This is a genomic window from Pseudomonas syringae group sp. 243L2, assembly GCF_032587875.1.
In the GTDB taxonomy this organism is placed as follows: Bacteria; Pseudomonadota; Gammaproteobacteria; order Pseudomonadales; family Pseudomonadaceae; genus Aquipseudomonas; species Aquipseudomonas amygdali.
The window spans coordinates 293,591-315,560 of sequence record NZ_JAWHPL010000021.1 but is presented as its reverse complement, the minus strand read 5'-3'; the positions used below and the strand labels follow the sequence as shown (position 1 = coordinate 315,560).

19 protein-coding genes, 1 tRNA gene and 1 pseudogene are annotated in these 21,970 nt (G+C 58.4%); 8 read left to right on the top strand and 13 right to left on the bottom strand.

The features are described 5' to 3' along the window. Positions 1 to 33 precede the first annotated feature (33 nt). Positions 34 to 1,680, top strand: coding sequence for a phosphoglucomutase (alpha-D-glucose-1,6-bisphosphate-dependent) (gene pgm / locus RYB66_RS14485; RefSeq protein ID WP_219169147.1), 1,647 nt, complete (start codon positions 34 to 36; stop codon positions 1,678 to 1,680). 74 nt (positions 1,681 to 1,754) lie between these two features. Here the strand turns inward: pgm and RYB66_RS14480 are convergent, their stop codons facing one another. Further along, positions 1,755 to 2,030: a peptidylprolyl isomerase gene (locus RYB66_RS14480; protein WP_002553334.1), complete on the bottom strand. Its 276-nt coding sequence runs from the start codon at positions 2,028 to 2,030 to the stop codon at positions 1,755 to 1,757. A gap of 123 nt (positions 2,031 to 2,153) precedes the next feature. On the opposite strand from RYB66_RS14480, the gene RYB66_RS14475 reads away from it, so the two are divergent. After that, complete coding sequence (locus RYB66_RS14475) at positions 2,154 to 3,323, top strand: PilT/PilU family type 4a pilus ATPase (RefSeq protein WP_005746411.1); 1,170 nt, start codon at positions 2,154 to 2,156, stop codon at positions 3,321 to 3,323. Between the two features lie 48 nt (positions 3,324 to 3,371). On the opposite strand, the gene RYB66_RS14470 is transcribed toward RYB66_RS14475, so the two are convergent. The 7 genes from RYB66_RS14470 to RYB66_RS14440 form a co-directional block, all read right to left on the bottom strand. Beyond that, positions 3,372 to 4,949 carry an ABC transporter ATP-binding protein gene (locus RYB66_RS14470; protein ID WP_029240837.1) on the bottom strand — a complete coding sequence of 526 codons (1,578 nt, stop codon included), beginning with the start codon at positions 4,947 to 4,949 and terminating at the stop codon, positions 3,372 to 3,374. A gap of 1 nt (position 4,950) precedes the next feature. Continuing rightward, on the bottom strand, positions 4,951 to 5,973 hold the full coding sequence (locus RYB66_RS14465) for an ABC transporter permease (RefSeq protein ID WP_016980727.1): 1,023 nt from the start codon (positions 5,971 to 5,973) through the stop codon (positions 4,951 to 4,953). Then, positions 5,973 to 7,037 carry a microcin C ABC transporter permease YejB gene (locus tag RYB66_RS14460; RefSeq protein WP_016980726.1) on the bottom strand — a complete coding sequence of 355 codons (1,065 nt, stop codon included), beginning with the start codon at positions 7,035 to 7,037 and terminating at the stop codon, positions 5,973 to 5,975. The genes RYB66_RS14465 and RYB66_RS14460 overlap by 1 nt, the downstream gene beginning before the upstream one ends. Next, positions 7,038 to 8,906 carry an extracellular solute-binding protein gene (locus RYB66_RS14455; protein ID WP_316894687.1) on the bottom strand — a complete coding sequence of 623 codons (1,869 nt, stop codon included), beginning with the start codon at positions 8,904 to 8,906 and terminating at the stop codon, positions 7,038 to 7,040. 224 nt (positions 8,907 to 9,130) lie between these two features. Continuing rightward, positions 9,131 to 9,412 (bottom strand): peptidylprolyl isomerase, encoded by a 282-nt coding sequence (locus RYB66_RS14450; RefSeq protein ID WP_002553340.1) that lies wholly within the window; start codon positions 9,410 to 9,412, stop codon positions 9,131 to 9,133. A gap of 81 nt (positions 9,413 to 9,493) precedes the next feature. Next, positions 9,494 to 10,576, bottom strand: coding sequence for a 3-deoxy-7-phosphoheptulonate synthase (locus RYB66_RS14445; protein WP_005746416.1), 1,083 nt, complete (start codon positions 10,574 to 10,576; stop codon positions 9,494 to 9,496). A 702-nt stretch (positions 10,577 to 11,278) separates the two neighbouring features. Next, positions 11,279 to 11,515, bottom strand: a complete 237-nt coding sequence (locus RYB66_RS14440) for a DNA-binding protein (RefSeq protein WP_002553342.1) — start codon at positions 11,513 to 11,515, stop codon at positions 11,279 to 11,281. Between the two features lie 129 nt (positions 11,516 to 11,644). Between RYB66_RS14440 and RYB66_RS14435 the strand changes: the two genes are divergently transcribed. The 5 genes from RYB66_RS14435 (at position 11,645) to RYB66_RS14415 (ending at position 15,322) form a co-directional block, all read left to right on the top strand. Further along, positions 11,645 to 11,938, top strand: a complete 294-nt coding sequence (locus tag RYB66_RS14435) for a helix-turn-helix domain-containing protein (RefSeq protein ID WP_005746418.1) — start codon at positions 11,645 to 11,647, stop codon at positions 11,936 to 11,938. A 178-nt stretch (positions 11,939 to 12,116) separates the two neighbouring features. Beyond that, on the top strand, positions 12,117 to 12,761 hold the full coding sequence (gene uvrY, locus RYB66_RS14430) for a UvrY/SirA/GacA family response regulator transcription factor (RefSeq protein WP_002553344.1): 645 nt from the start codon (positions 12,117 to 12,119) through the stop codon (positions 12,759 to 12,761). Between the two features lie 2 nt (positions 12,762 to 12,763). Continuing rightward, entirely contained in the window at positions 12,764 to 14,587 is a 1,824-nt protein-coding gene (gene uvrC, locus RYB66_RS14425) for an excinuclease ABC subunit UvrC (protein WP_316885855.1), read from the top strand. 32 nt (positions 14,588 to 14,619) lie between these two features. Beyond that, entirely contained in the window at positions 14,620 to 15,180 is a 561-nt protein-coding gene (gene pgsA / locus RYB66_RS14420) for a CDP-diacylglycerol--glycerol-3-phosphate 3-phosphatidyltransferase (protein ID WP_002553346.1), read from the top strand. Positions 15,181 to 15,246: 66 nt separating this feature from the next. Next, positions 15,247 to 15,322: transfer RNA gene (locus RYB66_RS14415), tRNA-Gly, on the top strand. A gap of 313 nt (positions 15,323 to 15,635) precedes the next feature. On the opposite strand, the gene RYB66_RS14410 is transcribed toward RYB66_RS14415, so the two are convergent. The 4 genes from RYB66_RS14410 to RYB66_RS14395 all read right to left on the bottom strand — a co-directional run bounded on the left by RYB66_RS14410 (position 15,636) and on the right by RYB66_RS14395 (position 18,632). Continuing rightward, entirely contained in the window at positions 15,636 to 15,758 is a 123-nt protein-coding gene (locus RYB66_RS14410) for a hypothetical protein (RefSeq protein ID WP_005777000.1), read from the bottom strand. A 47-nt stretch (positions 15,759 to 15,805) separates the two neighbouring features. Next, positions 15,806 to 16,732 carry a sugar ABC transporter substrate-binding protein gene (locus tag RYB66_RS14405; RefSeq protein ID WP_005732034.1) on the bottom strand — a complete coding sequence of 309 codons (927 nt, stop codon included), beginning with the start codon at positions 16,730 to 16,732 and terminating at the stop codon, positions 15,806 to 15,808. Between the two features lie 92 nt (positions 16,733 to 16,824). Further along, a complete protein-coding gene (locus RYB66_RS14400; RefSeq protein WP_005777002.1) occupies positions 16,825 to 17,613 on the bottom strand; it encodes a TIM barrel protein in 789 nt (262 codons plus the stop codon). Beyond that, complete coding sequence (locus tag RYB66_RS14395; protein ID WP_046832840.1) at positions 17,610 to 18,632, bottom strand: Gfo/Idh/MocA family oxidoreductase; 1,023 nt, start codon at positions 18,630 to 18,632, stop codon at positions 17,610 to 17,612. The genes RYB66_RS14400 and RYB66_RS14395 overlap by 4 nt, the downstream gene beginning before the upstream one ends. A 192-nt stretch (positions 18,633 to 18,824) precedes the next feature. On the opposite strand from RYB66_RS14395, the gene RYB66_RS14390 reads away from it, so the two are divergent. After that, positions 18,825 to 20,819, top strand: coding sequence for a sigma-54 interaction domain-containing protein (locus tag RYB66_RS14390; RefSeq protein ID WP_057423228.1), 1,995 nt, complete (start codon positions 18,825 to 18,827; stop codon positions 20,817 to 20,819). A 6-nt stretch (positions 20,820 to 20,825) separates the two neighbouring features. On the opposite strand, the pseudogene RYB66_RS14385 reads toward RYB66_RS14390, so the two are convergent. After that, a pseudogene (locus tag RYB66_RS14385) lies at positions 20,826 to 21,916 on the bottom strand (LacI family DNA-binding transcriptional regulator). Positions 21,917 to 21,970: the final 54 nt, after the last annotated feature.

The window sequence follows — 21,970 nt, the reverse complement described above, 5'->3', positions numbered from 1 at the left end:
TTTCTCCGTATTTCATTTCTTAGTGGAGGTTGTATGAGTCTCAGTCCTTTCGCCGGCAAGCTGGCACCTGCGCAGTTACTGGTCGATATTCCGAGACTGGTCACGGCTTACTACACCGGTCAACCTGATGCATCGGTACCTGCTCAACGCGTTGCGTTCGGCACTTCCGGACACCGTGGCACGTCGTTCGATCTGGGCTTCAACGAATGGCACGTGTTGGCTATCAGCCAGGCGATCTGCCTGTACCGAAAGGCAAATGGTATCGACGGCCCTTTGTTCCTTGGCGCTGATACCCATGCGTTGTCCACGCCAGCCGCTGCCACTGCTCTTGAAGTGCTGGCCGCCAACGGCGTTGAGGTGATGATCTCGCAAGGCGATGAATACACGCCAACCCCTGCGGTGTCTCACGCCATTATCTGTTACAACCGTGGCCGTACTTCGGGGCTGGCTGATGGCATCGTCATTACGCCGTCGCACAACCCGCCGCAAAGCGGTGGCTTCAAGTACAACCCGCCCAATGGCGGCCCGGCTGACAGTGATATCACCAAGTGGATCGAGAACAAGGCCAACGAACTGCTGGCCGATAAAGTCACTGGCGTTTCACGCATCAGTCATGAAAAAGCACTGCGTGCCGACACCACTCACCGCCATGACTACGTCAACACTTACGTAGCCGACCTGAAGAACGTCATTGATCTGGACGCTATTCGCGATTCGGGTCTGCGTCTCGGTGTCGACCCGCTGGGTGGGGCCGGGGTGAACTACTGGTCGGCGATTGGCGAGCATTACGGCCTGAACCTGGATGTGGTCAATAAGTTTGTCGACCCTACGTTCCGTTTCATGACCGTTGACTGGGACGGCCAGATTCGTATGGACCCGTCTTCCAGCCATGCCATGCAGAGCCTGATCGGTCTCAAGGACCGTTATCAAGTGGCGTTTGCCTGTGACCCGGATCACGACCGCCACGGCATCGTGACCCCGAGCGGTGGCCTGATGACGCCCAACAGCTACTTGGCGGTATCCATCGACTACCTGTTCCAGAACCGTCCTGAGTGGCGCGCCGATGCGGCAGTCGGCAAGACTGTGGTCAGCAGCGGCATGATCGATCGTGTGGCTGCGCGCCTGGGTCGACGCCTGTACGAAGTGCCGGTCGGCTTCAAGTATTTCGCGCAGGGCCTGTTCGAGGGTTCGTTGGGCTTTGGCGGTGAAGAAAGCGCCGGCGCCTCGTTTCTGCGCCGCGACGGTACTGTCTGGACCACCGACAAGGACGGTCTGATTCCGGCCTTGCTGGCTGCGGAAATGACTGCCCGTACCGGTCGTGACCCAAGCGAAACGTACAAGACCATGACCGACGAACTGGGCGAACCATTCTCGACTCGCGTCGACGCCAAGGCCAACCCGCAACAGAAGGCGCTGCTGAGCAAGCTGTCGCCGGAGCAGGTGACTTCCACCGAGCTGGCGGGGGAGCCGATTCAGAAGGTGCTTAGCAACGCGCCGGGTAATGATCAGGCGTTCGGTGGCGTGAAAGTCATGACCGAAAACGGCTGGTTTGCGGCACGCCCTTCAGGCACCGAGGACATCTACAAGATCTACGCCGAGAGTTTTGTCAGCGAAGATCACCTCAAGCGCCTGGTAGCAGAAGCTCAAGTGCTGGTGGACGGGGCGATTTCGCCGAAATAATCACTGCTTTCGTCAAGGCCCGAAAAACCTCGAACCTCAACCGGTTCGGGGTTTTTCAGCTTTTGACCTGTGGCTCAGTCGCGATAGAAGACCTGCACCAGGTGATAACCGAATTTGCTTTTGATCGGGCCGTGCACCACGCGTAGCGGCTTCTTGAAGATCACCTGATCGATGGCACCGACCATTTGCCCTGGCCGGACTTCGCCCAGATCACCGCCACGTTTGCCGGATGGGCAGCTAGAATGCTTTTTAGCCAGCACGTCAAACGCCTCACCCTTGGCAATGCGCAGCTTGAGCTGTTCGGCCTCTTCGGCGGTTTTCACCAGAATATGGCGGGCTTGGGCTTTCATGTCGCAATATCACCTGCTGCAAAAGGCTGCCATTATGCCTGCTCTTGCTGAGCGACGCCCGTGCGTCACGCGTGCCGTCATGACGGTCGTCGTCTATTTACTTCATTTTGTACGGTATTGATTATGGATTTTCCGGCGCTGTTGAAGATTCTGGCCAGTCAGGACGGATCGGACCTGTATCTTTCCACCGGAGCGCCTCCGTGCGCCAAGTTCAACGGTGTGCTCAAGCCGCTGGGCAGTGAAACCCTCAAGCCGGGCGAGGTTGCGGTGATCGCCCAAGGGCTGATGGACGAGGAGCAGAAGCTCGAATTCCTGCGCGAACTGGAGATGAACCTTGCTGTTTCGCTGGCGGGCATCGGCCGGTTCCGGATCAATATCTTCATGCAGCGTAACGAGGTGTCGATCGTCGCGCGGAATATCAAGCTGGATATTCCGCGTTTCGAGGACCTGTTCCTGCCGCCCGTACTGCTCGATGTGATCATGGAAAAGCACGGGCTGGTGTTGTTCGTCGGTGCCACCGGTTCGGGCAAATCGACCTCGCTGGCGGCGCTGATCGATTACCGAAATCGCAACGCCAGCGGCCATATCATCACCATTGAAGACCCGGTCGAATTCATCCATCGGCACAAGAAGTCCATCGTCAACCAGCGCGAAGTGGGGGTTGATACCCGAAGCTTCCGCGCGGCGCTGAAGAACACGTTACGTCAGGCTCCGGATGTGATTCTGATCGGCGAAATTCGTGATCGCGAGACCATGGAGCATGCGCTGGCGTTTGCCGACACCGGCCACCTGGCGATCTCGACCCTGCATGCCAACAACGCCAACCAGGCGCTGGACCGGATCATCAACTTCTTCCCGGAAGAGCGTCGTGCGCAGTTGCTGCATGACCTGGGCAATAACCTCAAGGCGTTCGTGTCCCAGCGGCTGGTTAGAACCCCGGACGGCAAACGTCGCGCAGCGGTTGAAGTGATGATGGGCACGCCGACCATTCGCGACCTGATTCAGCGCAATGAACTGACCGAACTCAAGGGCATCATGGAGAAATCCGGCAGCCTCGGTATGCAGACCTTCGACACGGCGTTGTTCAATCTGGCCGTCGAGGGGGCGATCAGCGAGGAGGAGGCGCTGAAGAATGCCGACTCGCAGAACAACGTTCGTCTGCGCCTCAAACTGCACAGTGAAGGCGGAGTCGCCAGCCTGACGACGCCGCCCCCGGCCCCGACCGGCAGCAGCACGGCAAGTACCGCCGAGTGGGGGCTGGTCGATGACGACGCGCCGGGGCCGCAGGCGTAAATCGGTGAAGCTCCTGCGCTCCGGGCAGAAGCTTCATTGTGGACCAGATTATTCAGGGCGCGCAGCAGCCAGCAATTCCTGTGTATAGGGGTGCTGCGGTGATTCGAACACATCGTGGCTGGCACCGCGCTCGACAACCTTGCCGTCCTTTACCACGATGACATCATGGGCGAGCGCCTTGACCACCGCCAGGTCATGACTGATGAACAGGTACGTCAGGCCGTGCTTTTCCTGAAGCTCGCGCAGCAGTGCGACGATTTGTTTCTGCACGGTGCGGTCCAGCGCCGAGGTAGGCTCGTCGAGCAGAATCAGCGCGGGTTTCAGCACCAGCGCCCGTGCAATGGCGATACGCTGACGCTGGCCACCGGAAAACTCATGGGGGTAGCGATGCCGGCTCTGCAGGTCGATGCCGACTTCTTCAAGCGCCCGAATGACTTCGGCATCGCATTTGGCAGGGGCGAACTGGCTGTGCACCTCAAGTCCTTCACTGATGATCTGCGCCACTGACATGCGCGGGCTGAGGCTGCCGTAAGGGTCCTGAAAGACCACTTGCATCTCTTTACGCCACGGGCGCATCTTTTTCTGACTCAGGCCGTCCAGCGCCTGCCCGCGGAAGCGGATACCGCCGCGTGATTCCAGCAGGCGCAGGATCGCCTGGCCCAGTGTCGACTTGCCGGAACCTGATTCGCCAACGATACCGAGGGTCTTGCCGCGCTCGATACTCAGGCTGATGTCATCCACCGCCTTGAGGTACTCCTTGTGCCGCCGCAGAATGCCGCCGGTCAGGGAGAACCAGACTTTCAGGTTATCGACCTGCAGAACCGTTTCCCGCGTGTCGCGTGGCAGCGGCTCGCCCGCAGGTTCGGCATCCAGCAGCAGGCGGCTGTAAGGATGCTGCGGCGATTTGAACAGCGATTTGCAATCGGACTGCTCGACAATCTCGCCGGCACGCATGACGCAGACGCGCTGCGCCACGCTATGAACCAGATTGAGATCATGACTGATCAGCAGCAGCGACATGTCCAGGCGCTGCTGCAGCTCCTTGAGCAGCAAGAGGATCTTGCGTTGCACGGTGACGTCCAGCGCAGTGGTCGGTTCGTCGGCAACCAGCAGTTCCGGCTCGCACGCCAGCGCCATGGCAATCATCACCCGCTGGCGTTGGCCTCCGGACAGTTCGTGCGGGTAGGCTTTCAGGCGTTTTTCCGGCTGCTGAATGCCGACCATTTCCAACAGTTCGACAATGCGTTTCTGCGCTTCACGGCCACTGATGCCGCGATGCAGCAGCAGCGTCTCGCCTATCTGTCGGGCCACGCTGTGCAGCGGGTTCAGCGAGGTCATCGGTTCCTGGAAAATCATGGCAATGCGGTTGCCCCGCAGCTCGCGCAGGGTGCGCTGGTCGGCACCCACCAGTTGTTGACCCCGGTAGGTGATGCTGCCAGTGGTCAGCGTACCGTTGTGCGGCAGCAGTTGCAGGATCGAGTGCGCAGTGACGGACTTGCCAGAGCCGGATTCACCCACCAGCGCCAGGCATTCACCGCGGCGTACGTCCAGGCTCAGGTTGCTGACGACCTTTTGCCCGCTGAACGCAACGCTCAGGTCGCGAATTTCGATCAGGTTTTCCGGCATATCAGGACCTCGGGTCAAAGGCATCACGCAGCGCCTCGCCTATGAATACCAACAGCGTCAGGATCAACGCGAGGGCAAAGAACGCTGTCAGGCCCAGCCAGGGCGCTTGCAGGTTCTGCTTGCCCTGGGCGATCAGTTCGCCCAGTGAAGCGCTGCCCGCTGGCATGCCGAAGCCCAGGAAATCCAGAGCGGTCAGGGTCGAAATGGCACCGGTGAGGATGAACGGCAGATAGCTCAGCGTCGCAGTCATTGCGTTGGGCAGGATGTGACGCATGATTATCTTCCGGTCCCCCAGGCCCAGTGCACGCGCTGCCTTGACGTACTCCAGGTTGCGCCCACGGAGGAACTCGGCGCGCACGACATCAACCAGCGTCAGCCAGGAAAACAGCGCCATGATGCCCAGCAGCCACCAGAAATCGGGTTCGACGAAGCCTGACAGGATGATCAGCAGGTACAGCACAGGCAAGCCGGACCAGACCTCCAGCAGACGTTGACCGAGCAAGTCTACCCAGCCGCCGTAATAGCCTTGCAGCGCGCCGGCAGAGATGCCAATCAAGGCACTGATGAAGGTCAGCACCAGGGCAAATAGAATTGAAATGCGCGCACCGAAAATCACTCGAGCCAGTACATCGCGCGCCTGATCGTCTGTACCCAGCCAGTTGCTTGCAGAGGGTGGGCTAGGCGCTGGTGTCGTCAGCTCATAGTTAGGTGTGTCGTCACTGAACGGGACTGGCGGAAACAGCATCCAGCCGTCGCCCTTGGTAATCAGCTGGCGCACGTAGTCACTGCGGTAATCCGGCTGGAAGGGCAGTTCGCCGCCAAATTGCTGCTCGGTGTAGCGCTTGAACACCGGAAAGTAGAGCGAGTGCTGGTAACTGACTATCAGCGGTTTGTCATTGGCGATCAGCTCGCCGCCCAGAGTCAGGGCAAACAGCGCGCAGAATAGCCAAAGCGACCACCAGCCCCGGCGATTGCTGCGAAAGCGCTCCAGACGGCGACGGGCCAGCGGCGAGAGGCTACGCATCATGCATTCCTCGCGCTGAAGTCGATTCGGGGGTCAACCAGCGTGTAGCAGACATCGCCAATCAGTTTTATCAGCAGGCCGAAGACGGTAAAGATGAACAGCGAGCCGAACACCACCGGATAATCCCGCGAAACGGCCGCTTCATAGCTCATGCGGCCCAGGCCATCCAGCGAGAAGATCACTTCGATCAGCAGCGAACCGGCAAAGAACACGCTGATGAACGCCTGCGGAATACCCGACACAACCAGCAACATGGCATTGCGAAACACATGGCCATAGAGCACGCGCCGCTCGCTCATACCCTTGGCGCGGGCGGTAGTCACATACTGACGGGTTATTTCGTTGAGAAAGGAATGTTTGGTCAGCAGGGTCAGTGTGGCAAAACCGCCGATCACCAGCGCTGAAACAGGCAGCACCAAATGCCAGAAATAGTCAGCGATCTTGCCGACGGTGGTCAGTTGCTCGAAGTTGTCCGAGACCAGCCCGCGCACCGGAAACCAGTTCAGTGACGTGCCACCGCAGAACACCACCACCAGCAGCATGGCGAACAGGAAGGCTGGCGTGGCGTAACCGATGATGATCGCGGTGCTGCTCCAGATATCGAACTGACTGCCATGTTTGACCGCTTTGCGAATACCCAGCGGGATGGATACCAGGTAGGTCAGCAACGTCGCCCAGAGGCCCAATGATATGGAGACCGGCATTTTTTGCAGAATAAGGTCGGTCACCGTGGCACCGCGAAAGAAGCTGTTGCCGAAATCCAGTCGGGCGTAACTCTTCAGCATCAGCCAGAGCCGCTCATGCAAGGGCTTGTCGAAACCGTATTGATGTTCGATCTGTTTGATCAGTACCGGGTCCAGTCCTCGGGACGCTCGGGAGTGTCCGGCATCGGCCGATTCGCTCGCCCCCGCGCCCACGGTCGCACCGCCAATTCCCTGCAAGCGCGCAATAGCCTGTTCGACAGGGCCGCCCGGCGCGGCCTGCACGATGAAAAAGTTGACCAGCAAAATACACAGCAGAGTAGGGATGATCAGCAGCAGGCGACGCAAAATATAGCCGAGCATTCAGTGCATCTCCGAAACGATGGCTGAAGCACCGCGTTTTTCAGCGAACTGCTCATTGGTCAATGGCGTCGGGCTGATTTCCCACCATGTTTCGATGGCTTCATTGTTGCTGGCCTGGATTTTCGGAATGCCGAAACGGTTCCACCAGACGGTGGAGGAGCCTGGCGGGTAATAGTTGGGAATCCAGTAGTAATTCCATTGCAGTACCCGGTCCAGGCAATGTGCATAGTCGGTCATGGTCTGCTTGTTGTCAGCCTTGAGCAGGCCTGCAATCAGGGTGTCTACGGCGGGGTCCTGAAGTGCCATGTAATTGCTGGAACCTGGGTCCATCGCTACTTTCGAACCAAAGCTGTTGTATAACTCGGCCCCGGGCGAGGTAGATACCGGGTAGCCGGTGACAATCATGTCGTAATCGCGGGCCATTACTCGGTTGAGGTATTGCGCGGAATCGATGCGACGAATATCAAAATGAATGCCGATCTGCGCCAGCGTGCGTTTGTAGGGCAGCAGCATCCTTTCGAAACCGTTCTGTGCGTTGAGAAACGTAAAGCTGAAGGGTTCGCCCTGAGCATTAACCAGTTGGTCGCCCTGCGGCTTCCAGCCAGCCTCTTTCATCAGCGCCAGTGCTTGCAGTTGCTTGTCGCGAATGAAGCCTGTGCCATCGGTTTTTGGTGCCTTGAACACGCTGTCGAACACCTGGTCAGGGACCTTGCCACGCAGCGGCTCAAGGATTTTCAGTTCGGCGGGAGTCGGCAGCTCGCTGGCAGCCAGCTCCGAGTTGGAGAAGAAGCTGTCCTGGCGAATGTACATGTTGCGCATCAACTGCCGGTTGGTCCATTCGAAGTCCCAGAGCAGCGACAGCGCCTGGCGCACGCGGCGGTCCTGAAACATCGGTCGGCTCAGGTTGAATACGAAGCCCTGTGAGCTTTGCACCGCGCCCTTGGCCAGTTGGGCCTTCTGCAAGCGACCGTCACTGAGTGCCGGGCCGTCATAACGAATTGAATAGCCGGTCGCTGAAAACTCGCGGTTGTAGTCGTAGGCCCCGCCCTTGAGAACCGTGCGTGCCACGTCAATGTCGCCGAAATACTCGATGCTGAAGGTGTCGAAGTTGTACAGGCCTTTGCTGACCGGCAGGTCTTTGCCCCACCAGCCTGGGTCACGTTGAAACGTGACGGTGCGCCCCGGGTCGACACGGCTGATGGTGTAAGGCCCGCTGCCCGGAGGAACTTCAAACCCCGCGCCACTGGCGAAGTCGCGGGATTTCCACCAGTGCTCCGGGAACACCGGCAGTGAAGCGAGGTCCAGGGGCAGGGTGCGGCTGTCGCTGTGCTTGAAGTCGAAACGGATCTGCAAGGGGGATTCGACTTCCAGGCCTTTGACCGCCTCAAACTGGGTCCGGTATTGCATGTTGCCTTGGGTCATCAGCAGTTCGTAGGTGTACTTGACGTCGTTGGCGGTAATCGGGGTGCCATCCGCGAAACGCGCCTTCGGGTTGAGGTAAAAGCGCAAGGAAAGGCCGTCTGCACCACGCTCCATTTTCTCGGCGACAAGTCCGTAGACCGTATAAGGCTCATCCATAGAGCGTATGGCCAGCGGGGCATAGAGCAGGCCATTGATCTGCGAAACCCCCATACCTTTGTCGGTAAACGGCATCAAGTGATCGAACTGACCTATTTCAATGGCCGAGCGGCGCATGCTGCCGCCTTTCGGGGCGTCCGGGTTCACATAATCGAAATGTTTGAAGTCGGCAGGGTAGCGCGGGGCCTCGCCGTAAACGGTCAGTGCGTGCTGTGGTGCTGCAGACAGCGATTGAACAACGCCAACGAAGGTCAGCGTCAAGGCGAGCAACGATGAAAAAACAAAACGCATGACTCGAATCCTGACTGACGTCCGCAAGCGAATGTCAGGGTTAAAGGCGACTGGCTGTCAAGGTATGACGAAAATCCCGGCAGCGCTCAGGCATCTGCGTCGCGGTATCTTCTACAGACAAATGGTCGCTTCGCCAAGCTGCTACGAGCAGGCAACGGTATTAACGGCCACCTGCAAAAACGGCCCATCCGAAGATGAGCCGTCTGGTACTCAGCGCAGCAGGATCAGTCCTGGCGGCTGGTCACTTCCAGCAGGTGGTAGCCGAACTGAGTCTTTACCGGACCCTGAACGGTGTTCACCGGAGCACTGAATACGACAGTGTCGAATTCCTTGACCATCTGGCCTGGACCGAACGAACCCAGGTCACCGCCCTGGCGGCTCGATGGGCAGCTGGAGTTGGCCTTGGCGATTTCAGCGAAATCAGCGCCGCCTTCGATCTGAGCCTTGAGTTCGTTGCATTTTTCTTCGCTCGAAACAAGGATGTGGCGGGCAGTGGCTTTAGCCATGGGGAATAATCTCCTGTGAAAAAAAAGAAACAGCCTACCGGATTCAGTGCGGTATTTCCCGACAAAGTTCCTTCGCTCTGTTTATCTGTAACGCAGACGGTCAACCGCGCGACGCAATAGCTGTTCGGTGCCTTCCCAGCCAAGGCAGCCATCGGTGACCGAAACGCCGTACTGCAGCGTCCCGCCCAATGCCTGGCAGCCGTCGAACAAGTGGCTCTCGATCATCATGCCGATCAGTGAGGTATTGCCGGCCAGGTGCTGTTCAAGAACATCGTTAAAGACGTGGGGCTGGCGTGACGGGTCCTTGCCACTGTTGGCGTGGCTGCAATCGACCATGATTCGCGATGCGATATTGTTTTTGGTCAGGCTGGCCTGCACCCGAGCGACACTCTGGCCATCGTAGTTGGGGCCGCTGTGGCCGCCGCGCAGCACAATGTGAGTGTCCGGATTGCCCTGCGTCTGGATGATTGCCGGATGACCGTGACCGTCCATGCCGAAGTGGCGATGCGGATGCGCCGCTGAACGCATTGCATCGCTGGCCACCGCGACGCCACCGTCAGTGCCATTCTTGAAGCCGACTGCCATGGGCAGCCCGCTGGCCATTTCCCGATGGATTTGCGACTCGGTGGTACGTGCGCCGATCGCGACCCAACTGAGCAGGTCATCGAAATAGCCCGCGGCCATGGGTTGCAGTATCTCGGTGGCAATCGGCAGGCCCATTTCCAGCATGTCACGCATCAATTGTCGCGACAGCGCCAGGCCTTCAGCCATATCGTCACTGCCGTCCAGATGGGGATCGTACGCCAGGCCTTTCCAGCCCACTGTCGTGCGCGGTTTTTCGACGTAGGCGCGCATCACCAGCAGCATCTGATCACTGACTTGCGCCGCAAGGCCGGCCAGTCGCTCGGCATATTCACGAGCAGATTGCGGGTCATGGATCGAGCAGGGGCCCACGATAACGAGCAGTCGCGAGTCTTCACCTTCAAGGATGGCGCGTACGGCGCGGCGATGGGCAGCAACCTGTTCGGTCAGCGCTGCATTCAGCGGCAGGCGCATTTTCAGTTCAAGCGTGCCGGGCAGGCGTTTCGAGGCGGGGCTGTTGTCTGCCAGAGCAACGGCATGGCTGGACAGGTCGGACGGTTTTACGACAACGGACGAATTCATATTCTGGCTTCCTGGGCTGGCGGTGCAGTACCGCGCAGACCTACTGGGGTGTTCGACAAAGGGCCGTATTGGCCGGGCGTTTGTGGTTGCCACCTGGCAGTGACCGAACGGAGGCGGCAGGCTGTCCCGAACGGAGATGGCTAAATCGCCAGGCGAAGTCGATGTCGTTGCGGTAATAAGTGGCGTAGTTCATGTCGTAGTCCTCAATGTGCAGCGTGATATTTATGAAGGGTTGAAAATACCTGGCCCTGAAAAAACAAAACCCCCGGTCGGGAAGCCGACCGGGGGTAGAGAATTCTCTGGTTGGCGTCCCCTTGAAGTGGGCGCCGGATAGGTATCAGGCGCGCCAGTGGCTAAACCAATACCCATAATAAGAGTTGAGCTGAACAGGAGCGTTCACCGAGGCAACCCGCACAGCCACAGCGCATGCACGGCAGGATATGCCGGTAGCCGCTTTAAGCAGTGATGAAGTGGATTGCAGCATGGTGGGTCTCCGTTGATTGCTCCGAAGCTTACTTCAGGAGCGGCGGCGCATTCAATTGGAAAATTCAATCACCAGGATTATCAATGGCTACGAGCATTGACGTGGTGGTCCAGAGGGCGAGGGGTAAACCGCTCAACGGCTGATGACAGTTACCTGGCGGCAGGCTATGGTTCGGCCAGGCTTCTACATATTGCGCCTGCAGTCTCCGGCAGGATCAGCTACTCTTCACCCATTACTTCTTCCTGCGGGGTTTGCATGTTCGGGATGGTCCCGATCTTCATGCCCAGCAATACGGCTACCTTATGCGCTTCACCGCGCCTGCCTTTCTTGCGGCCTGCCAGCACCTGGTAAGTTGTCGCCGGATCAATGCTGTTTTCCCGAGCGAATTCCTGAACAGATTTTCCCTGTTGTTCGAGCCAGGCCTTGGCTTGTGCGGCGGTGCGTATTCCGGGCATAGTTCAAAACCGTTCAAATCTATTCAATTCCGCGGGATTCTAACATTCGTTAGGATGGCTTTAACAGGATCATAGATTCAAATGAGTGGAATCGGTTGTCGGCTGAGAAAAGAACGAGAGCGTCTGAGCATGTCTCAGCGTACCTTCGGTGAAATAGGGGGAGTTGAGGCTAACGCCCAGGGAAAGTATGAAAATGGTGATCGCGCGCCCAAGGCCGATTACCTGGCTGCGGTGGCGGCCAAAGGTGTGGATGTGCTCTATGTGCTGACGGGAGCGCGCACGCCGGTGCCGATTGACAACCTCAGTGTGATCGAAGAAAAGATTCTGGGTAATTACCGGGTGTTGGCCAAGGATGATCAGGATGCGATCAGGCGTTTGACGACGACCATTGCCGAGCTTTCCGCTCCTGAAAAGCTTCCTTAGGGCAGGCATTGCGAGGCGGACATGCAGCCTGATTTTCTGCGGCCTGCGGTTTTTTTCCGTCGTTCTCGAAGCACCCACCGTCAAGTTGTCGAGAGTCTGAGTTCGCAGTGCTAGGTCTGACTCATTGTTTTTGTTATGGTGATTGGCATTCGTTATGACCGTTGCGCGAGGTGTCTGCTTGATTAAGGTGCTAGTTGTCGATGACCATGATCTTGTCCGGACAGGCATCACACGCATGCTGGCCGACATAGACGGTCTGCAGGTTGTCGGGCAGGCTGATTCCGGCGAGGAATCACTGAAGAAGGCGCGCGAGCTCAAGCCTGACGTTGTACTCATGGACGTCAAGATGCCGGGCATCGGTGGGCTGGAGGCGACGCGCAAGATGCTGCGCAGCCACCCTGATATCAAGGTCGTCGCAGTCACTGTCTGTGAAGAAGACCCGTTTCCGACCCGTTTGCTGCAGGCAGGTGCTGCCGGCTACATGACCAAGGGTGCGGGGCTTGCCGAAATGGTCCAGGCCATTCGCCTGGTGTTTGCCGGTCAGCGTTACATCAGCCCGCAGATTGCCCAGCAGTTGGCCTTGAAGTCGTTTCAGCCGCAGGTCAACAATTCGCCGTTCGATCTGCTTTCCGAGCGTGAAATCCAGATTGCCCTGATGATTGTCGGCTGCCAGAAAGTCCAGACCATCTCGGACAAGCTGTGCCTGTCACCGAAAACCGTTAATACCTACCGATACCGTATCTTTGAAAAGCTCTCGATCAGCAGTGATGTTGAACTGGCTTTGCTCGCTGTACGTCACGGCATGGTTGATGCCAGCGCCTGAACATGACCCAGACATTCGATCCAAGTGCATTTCTCGCGACCTGTAGCGGTCGTCCCGGCGTCTACCGTATGTTCGACGCCGAAGCTAAACTGCTTTACGTCGGCAAGGCCAAGAACCTCAAGAAGCGTCTTGCCAGCTATTTTCGCAAAACCGGACACGCGCCCAAGACCGGAGCGCTGGTGTCGCGCATCGCCCAGATTGAAACGACCATCACGGGCAACGAAACTGAAGCGCTGTTGCTGGAGCAGACCCTCATCAAGGAGTGGCGGCCGCCCTACAACATTCTGCTGCGTGACGATAAGTCCTATCCCTATGTGTTTCTGTCCGATGGTAACTACCCGCGACTGAGCATTCATCGCGGCACCAAAAAAGCCAAGGGCCGTTATTTCGGGCCTTACCCGAGTGCCGGCGCGATTCGCGAGAGCCTTAGCCTGCTGCAGAAGACCTTTCAGGTGCGGCAGTGCGAGGACAGCTACTTCAAGAACCGCACGCGTCCTTGCCTGCAATATCAGATCAAACGTTGCAAAGGGCCGTGTGTCGGGCTGGTCGAGCCTGAGGTGTATGCCGAGGACGTACGTCACTCGGTGATGTTTCTCGAGGGACGCAGCAATGCCCTGAGTGACGAACTGAACGCCTCCATGGAAAAAGCCGCGATGGCGCTCGACTTCGAACGCGCAGCCGAGTTGCGCGATCAGGTCGCCTTGTTGCGCCGCGTCCAGGATCAGCAAAGCATGGACGGCGGTACCGGCGATGTCGATGTGGTCGCCGCGTTCGTCAACCCTGGCGGTGCCTGCGTGCACCTGATCAGCGTGCGGGGCGGGCGGGTGCTGGGCAGCAAGAACTTCTTCCCGCAGGTCGGCATAGAAGAGGAGGTCGGCGAAGTGATGTCGGCATTCCTGGCTCAGTATTTCCTCGGCGGCATCGACCGTGAGCTGCCCGGCGAAGTCATCGTCAATGTCATCAACGACGATTTCCCTGCGTTCGTCGACGCCGTCGAAGAATTGCGCGGCGTCGAGATGGTTATCAGTCATCGCGTGCGCGGCACCCGGGCGCGCTGGCAGCAAATGGCGGTCACCAATGCCGAGCAGGCACTGACTGCGCGGCTGGCCAACCGTCAGCATGTTGCGTCGCGGTTCGAAGCGCTGGCCAAGGTGCTGGGGCTTGAAGATCCGCCAATGCGTCTCGAATGCTACGACATCAGCCACTCCAGTGGTGAGGCGACCGTAGCGTCCTGTGTGGTGTTCGGTCCGGAAGGCCCGATCAAGTCCGATTACCGGCGTTTCAATATCGAAGGCGTAACGGCGGGCGACGACTATGCCGCCATGCACCAGGCCTTGACCCGACGTTACAGCCGCATCAAGGCCGGGGAGGGCAAGTTGCCGGATGTGCTGCTGGTGGACGGCGGCAAGGGCCAGATGTCCATGGCCCGTGATGTGCTCAATGAATTGCAGGTGCCTGATCTGATTCTGCTCGGTGTCGCCAAGGGCACCACGCGCAAGGCGGGCTTTGAAACCCTTTACCTGAACGACGCAGCACATGAATTCACGCTGCCCGGCGATTCGCCAGCGTTGCACCTTATCCAGCAGATTCGCGACGAGGCCCACCGTTTCGCAATCACCGGTCACCGCGCGCGGCGCGGCAAGACCCGGCGCACCTCGACCCTTGAGGGCGTTGCAGGCGTCGGGCCGACCCGGCGTCGTGACCTGCTCAAACATTTCGGCGGATTACAGGAATTGTCCCGTGCCAGCATCGATGAAATCGCAAAAGCACCCGGAATCAGTAAAAAGCTGGCAGAGTCGATTTATGCAAACCTGCACAGCGAGTAGAATGCCCGCTCACCTCGTAGCCAGTTGTGCCGATGAATATCCCTAATCTGATCACCGTACTACGCGTTTTATTGATTCCGATCTTCATTTTGCTGTTCTACATGCCTTATCACTGGAGCTACATGGCCGCCAGTGCAGTCTTTGCGTTCGCTGCGGCGACCGACTGGCTCGACGGGTATCTGGCCCGCCGTCTTGAACAAAGTACGCCTTTTGGCGCCTTTCTCGACCCGGTAGCAGACAAACTGATGGTGGCCGTGGCATTGGTGCTGCTGGTTCAGGCGCATGCCAATCTGTGGCTGACGCTGCCCGCAGCGGTGATCATCGGTCGCGAAATCGTGATTTCTGCACTCCGCGAGTGGATGGCGGAAATCGGCGCGCGTGCGCAGGTTGCCGTTTCCAATATGGGCAAATGGAAAACCGCGGCGCAAATGCTCGCGCTGGTTATTCTGCTGGGTAACCCGCCTGCGATCACGATCTGGGTGATTCTCGGCTACGCATTGCTGCTCGTTGCAGCGGGGTTGACCCTGTGGTCGATGGTGCAATACCTCAGAGCCGCGTGGCCGCACCTCAAGACTACGGCAGAAAAAAAATAAGTTTTTGAATCAAGGGCTTGACGCAGCTTTCTGAAACGCTAGAATAGCGCCCGTCATCAAGACAATGCGGGAATAGCTCAGTTGGTAGAGCACGACCTTGCCAAGGTCGGGGTCGCGAGTTCGAGTCTCGTTTCCCGCTCCAAATATAAATCCATGTATGCACAAGAGGCATATGGGATTAACAAAAAAGACGCTTAGGCGTCTTTTTTCGTTTTTGCGGTAAATATCCCGGGTTTACTTTCTTGTGATGTACTTCTGATTGTCTGAAGCAGTTTTGGCGTCCGAAGCCATATAGCCGTCGCCACCTCAAGCAGTCGAAGGAACAGTAGACCGGCTGGAGGCCATTATCGGGCACCCGCTGCGCACCTACGAAGACTTCGTCAAGGAAGCCACTGTCGGTTGAATCGCCGGCAGGGCAGCCATCCTGCCGGGTAAGAAACCCGGCAGTCAGTGCTTTAGTAGTTCACCCAGACGGCATCGTTATTGGCAGACTTTACCCAGCGCACACCTTCTACGCCAGTGTCGATACCCGGCTTGGCAGCCCATGCCATGCGTTGCCCCTGAGCTTCGAAACTCATCTGGTCAGGGCGTTCATCCCTCCATTCGATACTCGCCTTCCCGACTACTATTTATAATGTTGCTCGAACACCGCTACCTGCTCCGGTGTAATGAGTTGGAAGGGCACCCAGACCTCGGCGTCGACCGGCTCGCCTTTGATCATTTTTATGGCCGATTGCAGAGCTGTGGTCGCTTGGGCTTTCGGGTCTTGAAACACCGAGGCTGCCAGCATTCCACGTTTGATTGCCGCTAGGCCATCAGGCAAGCCGTCAATGCCTACAATTGCAACTTCCCCCTTCGCTTTGCCAGCCTGTTGTAACGCCATGGCGGCGCCGATGGCCATCTCGTCGTTATTGGCCACGATGGCATCAAAGGTTCTGCCCGCCAGTAGCCAGTTACTGGTCAGGTCCATACCTTTGTTACGTTGCCATTCCGCTGTTTGCTGCTCGACGATCGTTATGCCCGGATAGTCCTTGAGCACCTGTTTGACGCCTTCGCTGCGGTCGTGTGTCGAGTTCTGCGCAAGGTCACCCATGATGAGCGCGATAGTACCTTTGCCTCCCATCTTTTCTGCCAGATAGCGCATCTGCAATTGTCCTGCCTCAATGTCGTTGGACGCCACGGTGGTAACGCCCTTGGGCAAGACGCGCTCATCCGGGTGACGGTTGACGTAGACAAGCGGCATCTTTGCCTCGACTGCTGCGCGGGTCATATTTGCCGTGGCGGCGGTGTCCACCGGCAAGACGATGACCGCATCCACTTTCTGGCTGAGAAAGCCCTGAACCTGATTGATCTGGCGAACGACATCGCCTTGAGCGTCCTCGAACTGGAGCTGCACATTCTCTTTTCGGGCAGCTTCTTCCAGGCCGCTGCGCACATAGGTCATGAAGTTATCGTCGACTCTGGCGATCGTGACGCCAATTCGGTAGCTCGCAGCAGCCCATTGGCTGGAAACCAGTAACAGCACGGCGATAAACAGTTTGCAGAAGGGCATGAGACGTTTCCTTTTGTTGTTATGTGTGACGTTCACCAAGACCTGTCATGAACGTTTCCAGCGCTTTTCACGAGAGCGTGCCAAGGTGTTCCTCAAGCCAGGGTGAAGGCTTTTTTGAAGCGTTCCAGTGCTGCTTCGCTGTTGCCACTGGCCCAGCCTTCAAGCCCGACGACACCCGTGTAGCCGATATCGAACAACGCTCTGGCAATGGCGGGATAATGAATTTCCCCTGTACCGGGCTCTTGGCGACCGGGAACGTCGGCGACCTGGATTTCTCCTATGGCGCTGCCTGAGCGCTGGATGAGTTCGATCAGGTTTCCTTCGCCGATTTGCGCGTGATAAAGGTCCAGGTTCATTTTCAGGTGCGGGCTGCCCACGGCTTCGATCAGGGCCAATGTGTCTTCAGCGCGAGCGAACGGGGTGCCGGGGTGGTCGACCTCGGTATTCAGGTTTTCCAGCAAGAATACCCGGCCTGCCTCTTCGCCAAGGCGAGCGAGTTTTTCCAGCGTTTTGCAGGCACTCAGCCACATGCGTCCATTGACATGAGCCACCGGATTGACGGGCAGACCTTTGTCGTCAAGGCCCGTGCCATGCAGGTTCAGGCTCGGGCAATTGAGCCGGGCGGCAACCGCGAGGGATTCGCGTGCGCTGTCCAGCAGGTGCTGGATTGCGTCGGCATCGGTCAGATTGCCGTGGGTGTAGCCGGTCATGGAGGTGAAATTCGCCCCTGTGGCAGCCAGCGCTGTGATGTCCTTATTGGCCCAGCTCCATATTTCGGCGCTAAAGCCCAGCTCGTGAATACGCCTGACACGCTCGGTGAAGGGTAAATCCAGGAACACCATCTCGGCGCTGACCGCTAATGTGAACGGTATGGAGCTCATGCGCAGACTCCTCGTGACACCGCCACCGGTCGGCCTTGCTGGAACGACTCGATGCAGGCGCGGGCAATGGCCAGCGCCGCTCGGGCATCTTCGCCACTGGCCAGGGGTTTGGCCCCGGTACGCAGGCAGTCGGCAAAATGATTGAGTTCGGCGATGTAGGCGTCACGCAGCAGGTCGGTGTCCAGTCGTTGGGAGTCGGCCTGTATGCCATTGGCCAGATAACGGGTCAGATCAGATTCACTGACGTTGCCCATAGTCAACATGCCGGCACTGCCGAAGACCTCGCCCCGGACGTCGTAACCGTAGACCGCCTGAAAGCTGGCTTCAGCGGTGGCAATGGCACCGTTGTCGAAGCGGATCATCACCACCGCTGTGTCCAGAAACCCATTGTTCTTGTAATCCGGTGCAATCAGCGCATCAGCCATGACGAACACGCTGACTGCCTCGGCGCCGGGGTTCAGGTAGCGCAGGGTATCGAAGTCATGAATCAGCGTTTCAAGAAAGATCACCCATTGCGGCGAGGCTGCCGGATTGTTCAGCGCAGGATCTCGGGTTAACGAGCGCAACAGTTGCGGTGTACCTATACGCCCCTCAACCACGTTCAGATGAGCCGTACGAAAGCTTTTGGCGAAGCGACGATTGAAACCGACTTGCAAGGGCACGCCGGCATCGGCGGCCGCAGCGATAGCGCGGTCGGCTTCCTCGAGAGTGATCGCCATGGGTTTCTCGCAAAAAACGCCCTTGCCGGCCCGCGCCGCGCTGATGACCAATTCTGCGTGGCTGCGCGCGGGGGCAGCGATCAGCACGCCATCCAGGTCTGGGTCGTCCAGCAATTGCTGAGGGTCGGTGTAAACCCGATCTACCCCTAACTCTGCGGCCAGACGCGACGCCTGGCCCGGAGTGGGGTCGGCGATGGCCGCAAGGCAGGCACCGGGAATATGGTGGGCGGCGGTCTGGCCGTGGAAGCTGCCCATGCGACCGGCGCCAATCAGACCAAGGCGGAGAATTTTTTTGCTCATGAAATAACCCTTTTTAATTGTTGTTCGATTATTTTCCGGCCGTAAGCGCGCCGGGCAAAGGGGGAGAGCAAAGGCCATGCCATAACTTAAGCTATTGATTTTAAAAGTTTATTAAAAATTTCCAGTCAAAAGGTGTTCATTTTAATGACATGTCTATACTGACATGTTGAATATATGAACATGGATACATCAATGTCCTCACAGTCTGCGACCTTCAGCGTGCAAGACCTCGGATACCTCACCGCATTGGGGACCGTGGCACTCAACAGCGGTCCCATACCCGAACTGGAGCAGGCCTGGCGGGCGCGCCTGAGTGGCGTTGACGAGCGCCCGGCGACGGTCAGGAAGGTTATTTGGGATTCCTGGGGACGCAGCATCGCAGGCGGCGTGAACCCTGAAGACAGCGACTACCGGTTTGTCGACCCTCAACACCTTGCGGCTACTCTGGCGGCCAATCGGGTTTTGATTGCCGCAGCAGCTCAAGTGATGCGCGGCTTGCTTGCCTATAACCCGAGAGGCCATATCAACCTCACCGATGCTGAGGGCACCACACTGTATTTTTGCGGGCTGGATCTGACGCCGGTGGGTACGCGTTTGCTGGAGTCGGTGCAGGGCACCAACTGCACCGGGCTGGCCCTGGCTGAAGATTCCCTGGTGTATGTACTGGCAGAGGAAAACTTCGGTACAGGCCTTCGTCAGCGGCGAATGCATTGCGCTGCGGCGCCCATCCGCAATGCCCAAGGCAAGACCCTGGCGATGCTGACCCTGACCGCAGAACCTGGCTGGTTCCATTTTCATACGCTCGGCACTGTCCAGGCGGCGGCCGAGGCCGTCTCGCGGCAAATGGCCTTGCAGGCGCTGCTGGAAGAACAGCAAACCGTTCTCGAAGTGCTCAACGAAGGTTTGGTGGTACTGGACGAACGAGGCTGTATAAAAGCGCTCAATCGCTATGCCCGGCAGCTTTTTCGGGTCGGCCTGGATTTGCTGGGCAGCCCGTTCCAGCGTCTGGGGCGCAGTGATTTGAACGAACAGATTCTGGCGCGTATCGGTGAAGGGCTGCGGGACCTGGACTGCACCTTTGAACTGCATGATTTCAGCCAGTTGTCCTGTCTGGTTTCGGTATGCCCACTGGAGCAGGGCGGGCGCGTGGTGTCGCTGCGAGAAAATCGGCGCATTCGGGAGATCACCCGGCGAATTATCGGCACTCAGGCCCGTTACACGTTCGAGACCATTCAGGGCCGTTCACGGGCGATTGCAGATGCCGTGCATTTTGGGCGGATCGCCAGTCGCAGCGATTCCACCACCTTGATTCTTGGCGAAAGCGGCACCGGCAAGGAGTTGTTCGCCCAGGCGATCCATAATGCGAGTGACCGCAATAGCGGGCCTTTTGTGGCGGTCAACTGCGGTGCGATTCCCCGGGACCTGGTGCAAAGCGAGCTGTTCGGCCATGTCGAGGGCGCATTCACGGGTTCGGCTAAAGGCGGGTCGGCGGGCAAGTTCGAACTGGCCGATGGCGGCACGATCTTTCTTGATGAGATCGGCGACATGTCCTTCGATGCGCAGGTCAGCCTTTTACGGGTGTTGCAAGAGGGCGAAGTGACCCGGGTCGGGGCGAAAAGCTCGCGACCAGTGGATGTACGCATCATTGCCGCCACTCACCGTAACTTGAGTCAGGCAGTGGCCGAAGGCGCCTTTCGTGAAGATCTGTATTACCGACTCAACGTGCTCAACCTGACCGTACCGCCGCTGCGTATGCGTCGGGAAGACATTGCCTTGCTGGCGCAACATTTTCTTGATCGTTGTGCCCGTTCATTGCGCAAGTCAGTGCTGGGGCTTTCTGCGCAAGCCCTGGAATTGCTGGTGGCTTATAGCTGGCCGGGCAACGTGCGAGAGCTGGAAAACAGCATTGAGCGCGCGACCAATCTGGCCACGGGTGAGCTCGTCCAGCCCGCCGATCTGCCCCTTGAAATCAGGCAGCGGAGCGGCCCCGCGGTGCCGGGCCGGCTGCCAGTGCCTTTGGCGGCCCATGACCTTGGCACCCACGAAATGCACGCGATTATTGCGGCGCTCGAAAGCACCCGAGGCAACATTCGCCTCGCTGCTCGACAGCTGAACGTTTCCCGCGGCGGGCTGTACAACAAAATGAGTCGATTCGGCTTGAACGCCGCCGATTTTCGAGGGCTCTGACGCCGGTCAGGCGTCGGTATTCTCCGAGGTCACGATCTGTAGCGGTACATACACCCGGTGCCTGAGCGGATCGAAGCTGTTGACGGTCTGCAACTCGATCAGCAGATTTACCAGTGCCTCGGCAATTTGAAGAGGCTGGGAGTCGATCACCACGTCAACCAGCCCGTTCGCGAGTGCGAGGCGCGACAGTTCGGTGGACTCCTGCAAAATGCAGCACAGCGCTGGACGTCTGGGCAGTTGCGAGAGAGCACTGATGATGCCGTCGCCACCACCGCCCACCACGCACAGCCCGCGCAGATCGTCATGATTGCCCAGCAATTCCAGGCTCGCCTCTTCGGTGATATCACAGTTGTCGAGGTTGATCAGCGGCACCAGAGGACGTAACCCCGGCGCATGCTCTGCCAGGTAACTGTGTAGCCCTTCAACCCGCGCCTGATGACCGAGAAAGCGATGGCCGCCGAGCAGAATGCCGATGCTGCCTTTGCGAGCACCGCAGGTACGTGCCAGCAGCCAGCCCATGGTGCGTCCGACCTGATAATTGTCCTGACCGACGTAAGGCTCATCGGCCTTCTCATGAATGTCTGAAAGCAGCGCTATCACCGGGACGCCAGCCTGGCGAATCTGTTCAAGAGCAGCGTTGATCAGCGGGTGGGCGAAGCTGACCACCGCCAGGCCGTCACATTGCACTGCCAGTTGTTCGAGTTGGGCAACGATGGCGGCCGGGCTGCGATCAGTCACGTATTCGAACTGGCAGGTCAGATTGGCCCCGATACGACGTTGCGCGGCCTGGCCAATGGCCTGAGCGAGGTTGGCATAGAACGCCTGGGCGGTGTTCAGCAACAGAATGCCGAAACGGTAAGTGGGACGTTGCTCGACAATGCGCTGCGCAATCAGCCGTGCGGCGAAATAACCCACTGCTTCCGCGGCCTTCAGCACCTGCTCGGCGGTAGCGGGGTTTACCGGAGCGCGGGCGTTGAGCACGCGATCGACAGTCGCGACACTCAAGCCTGCCTGCGCGGCAACAGTCGCGATGGTGGGGCGCTTATTGTTATTCATGACATGCCCTTGAAGCGGCTTGATAGAAAACTATCAAGCACCGCAGATGCTCGATGATAGCTTGATAGTGAATGTATTCAAGGCCTTGAGAGGGG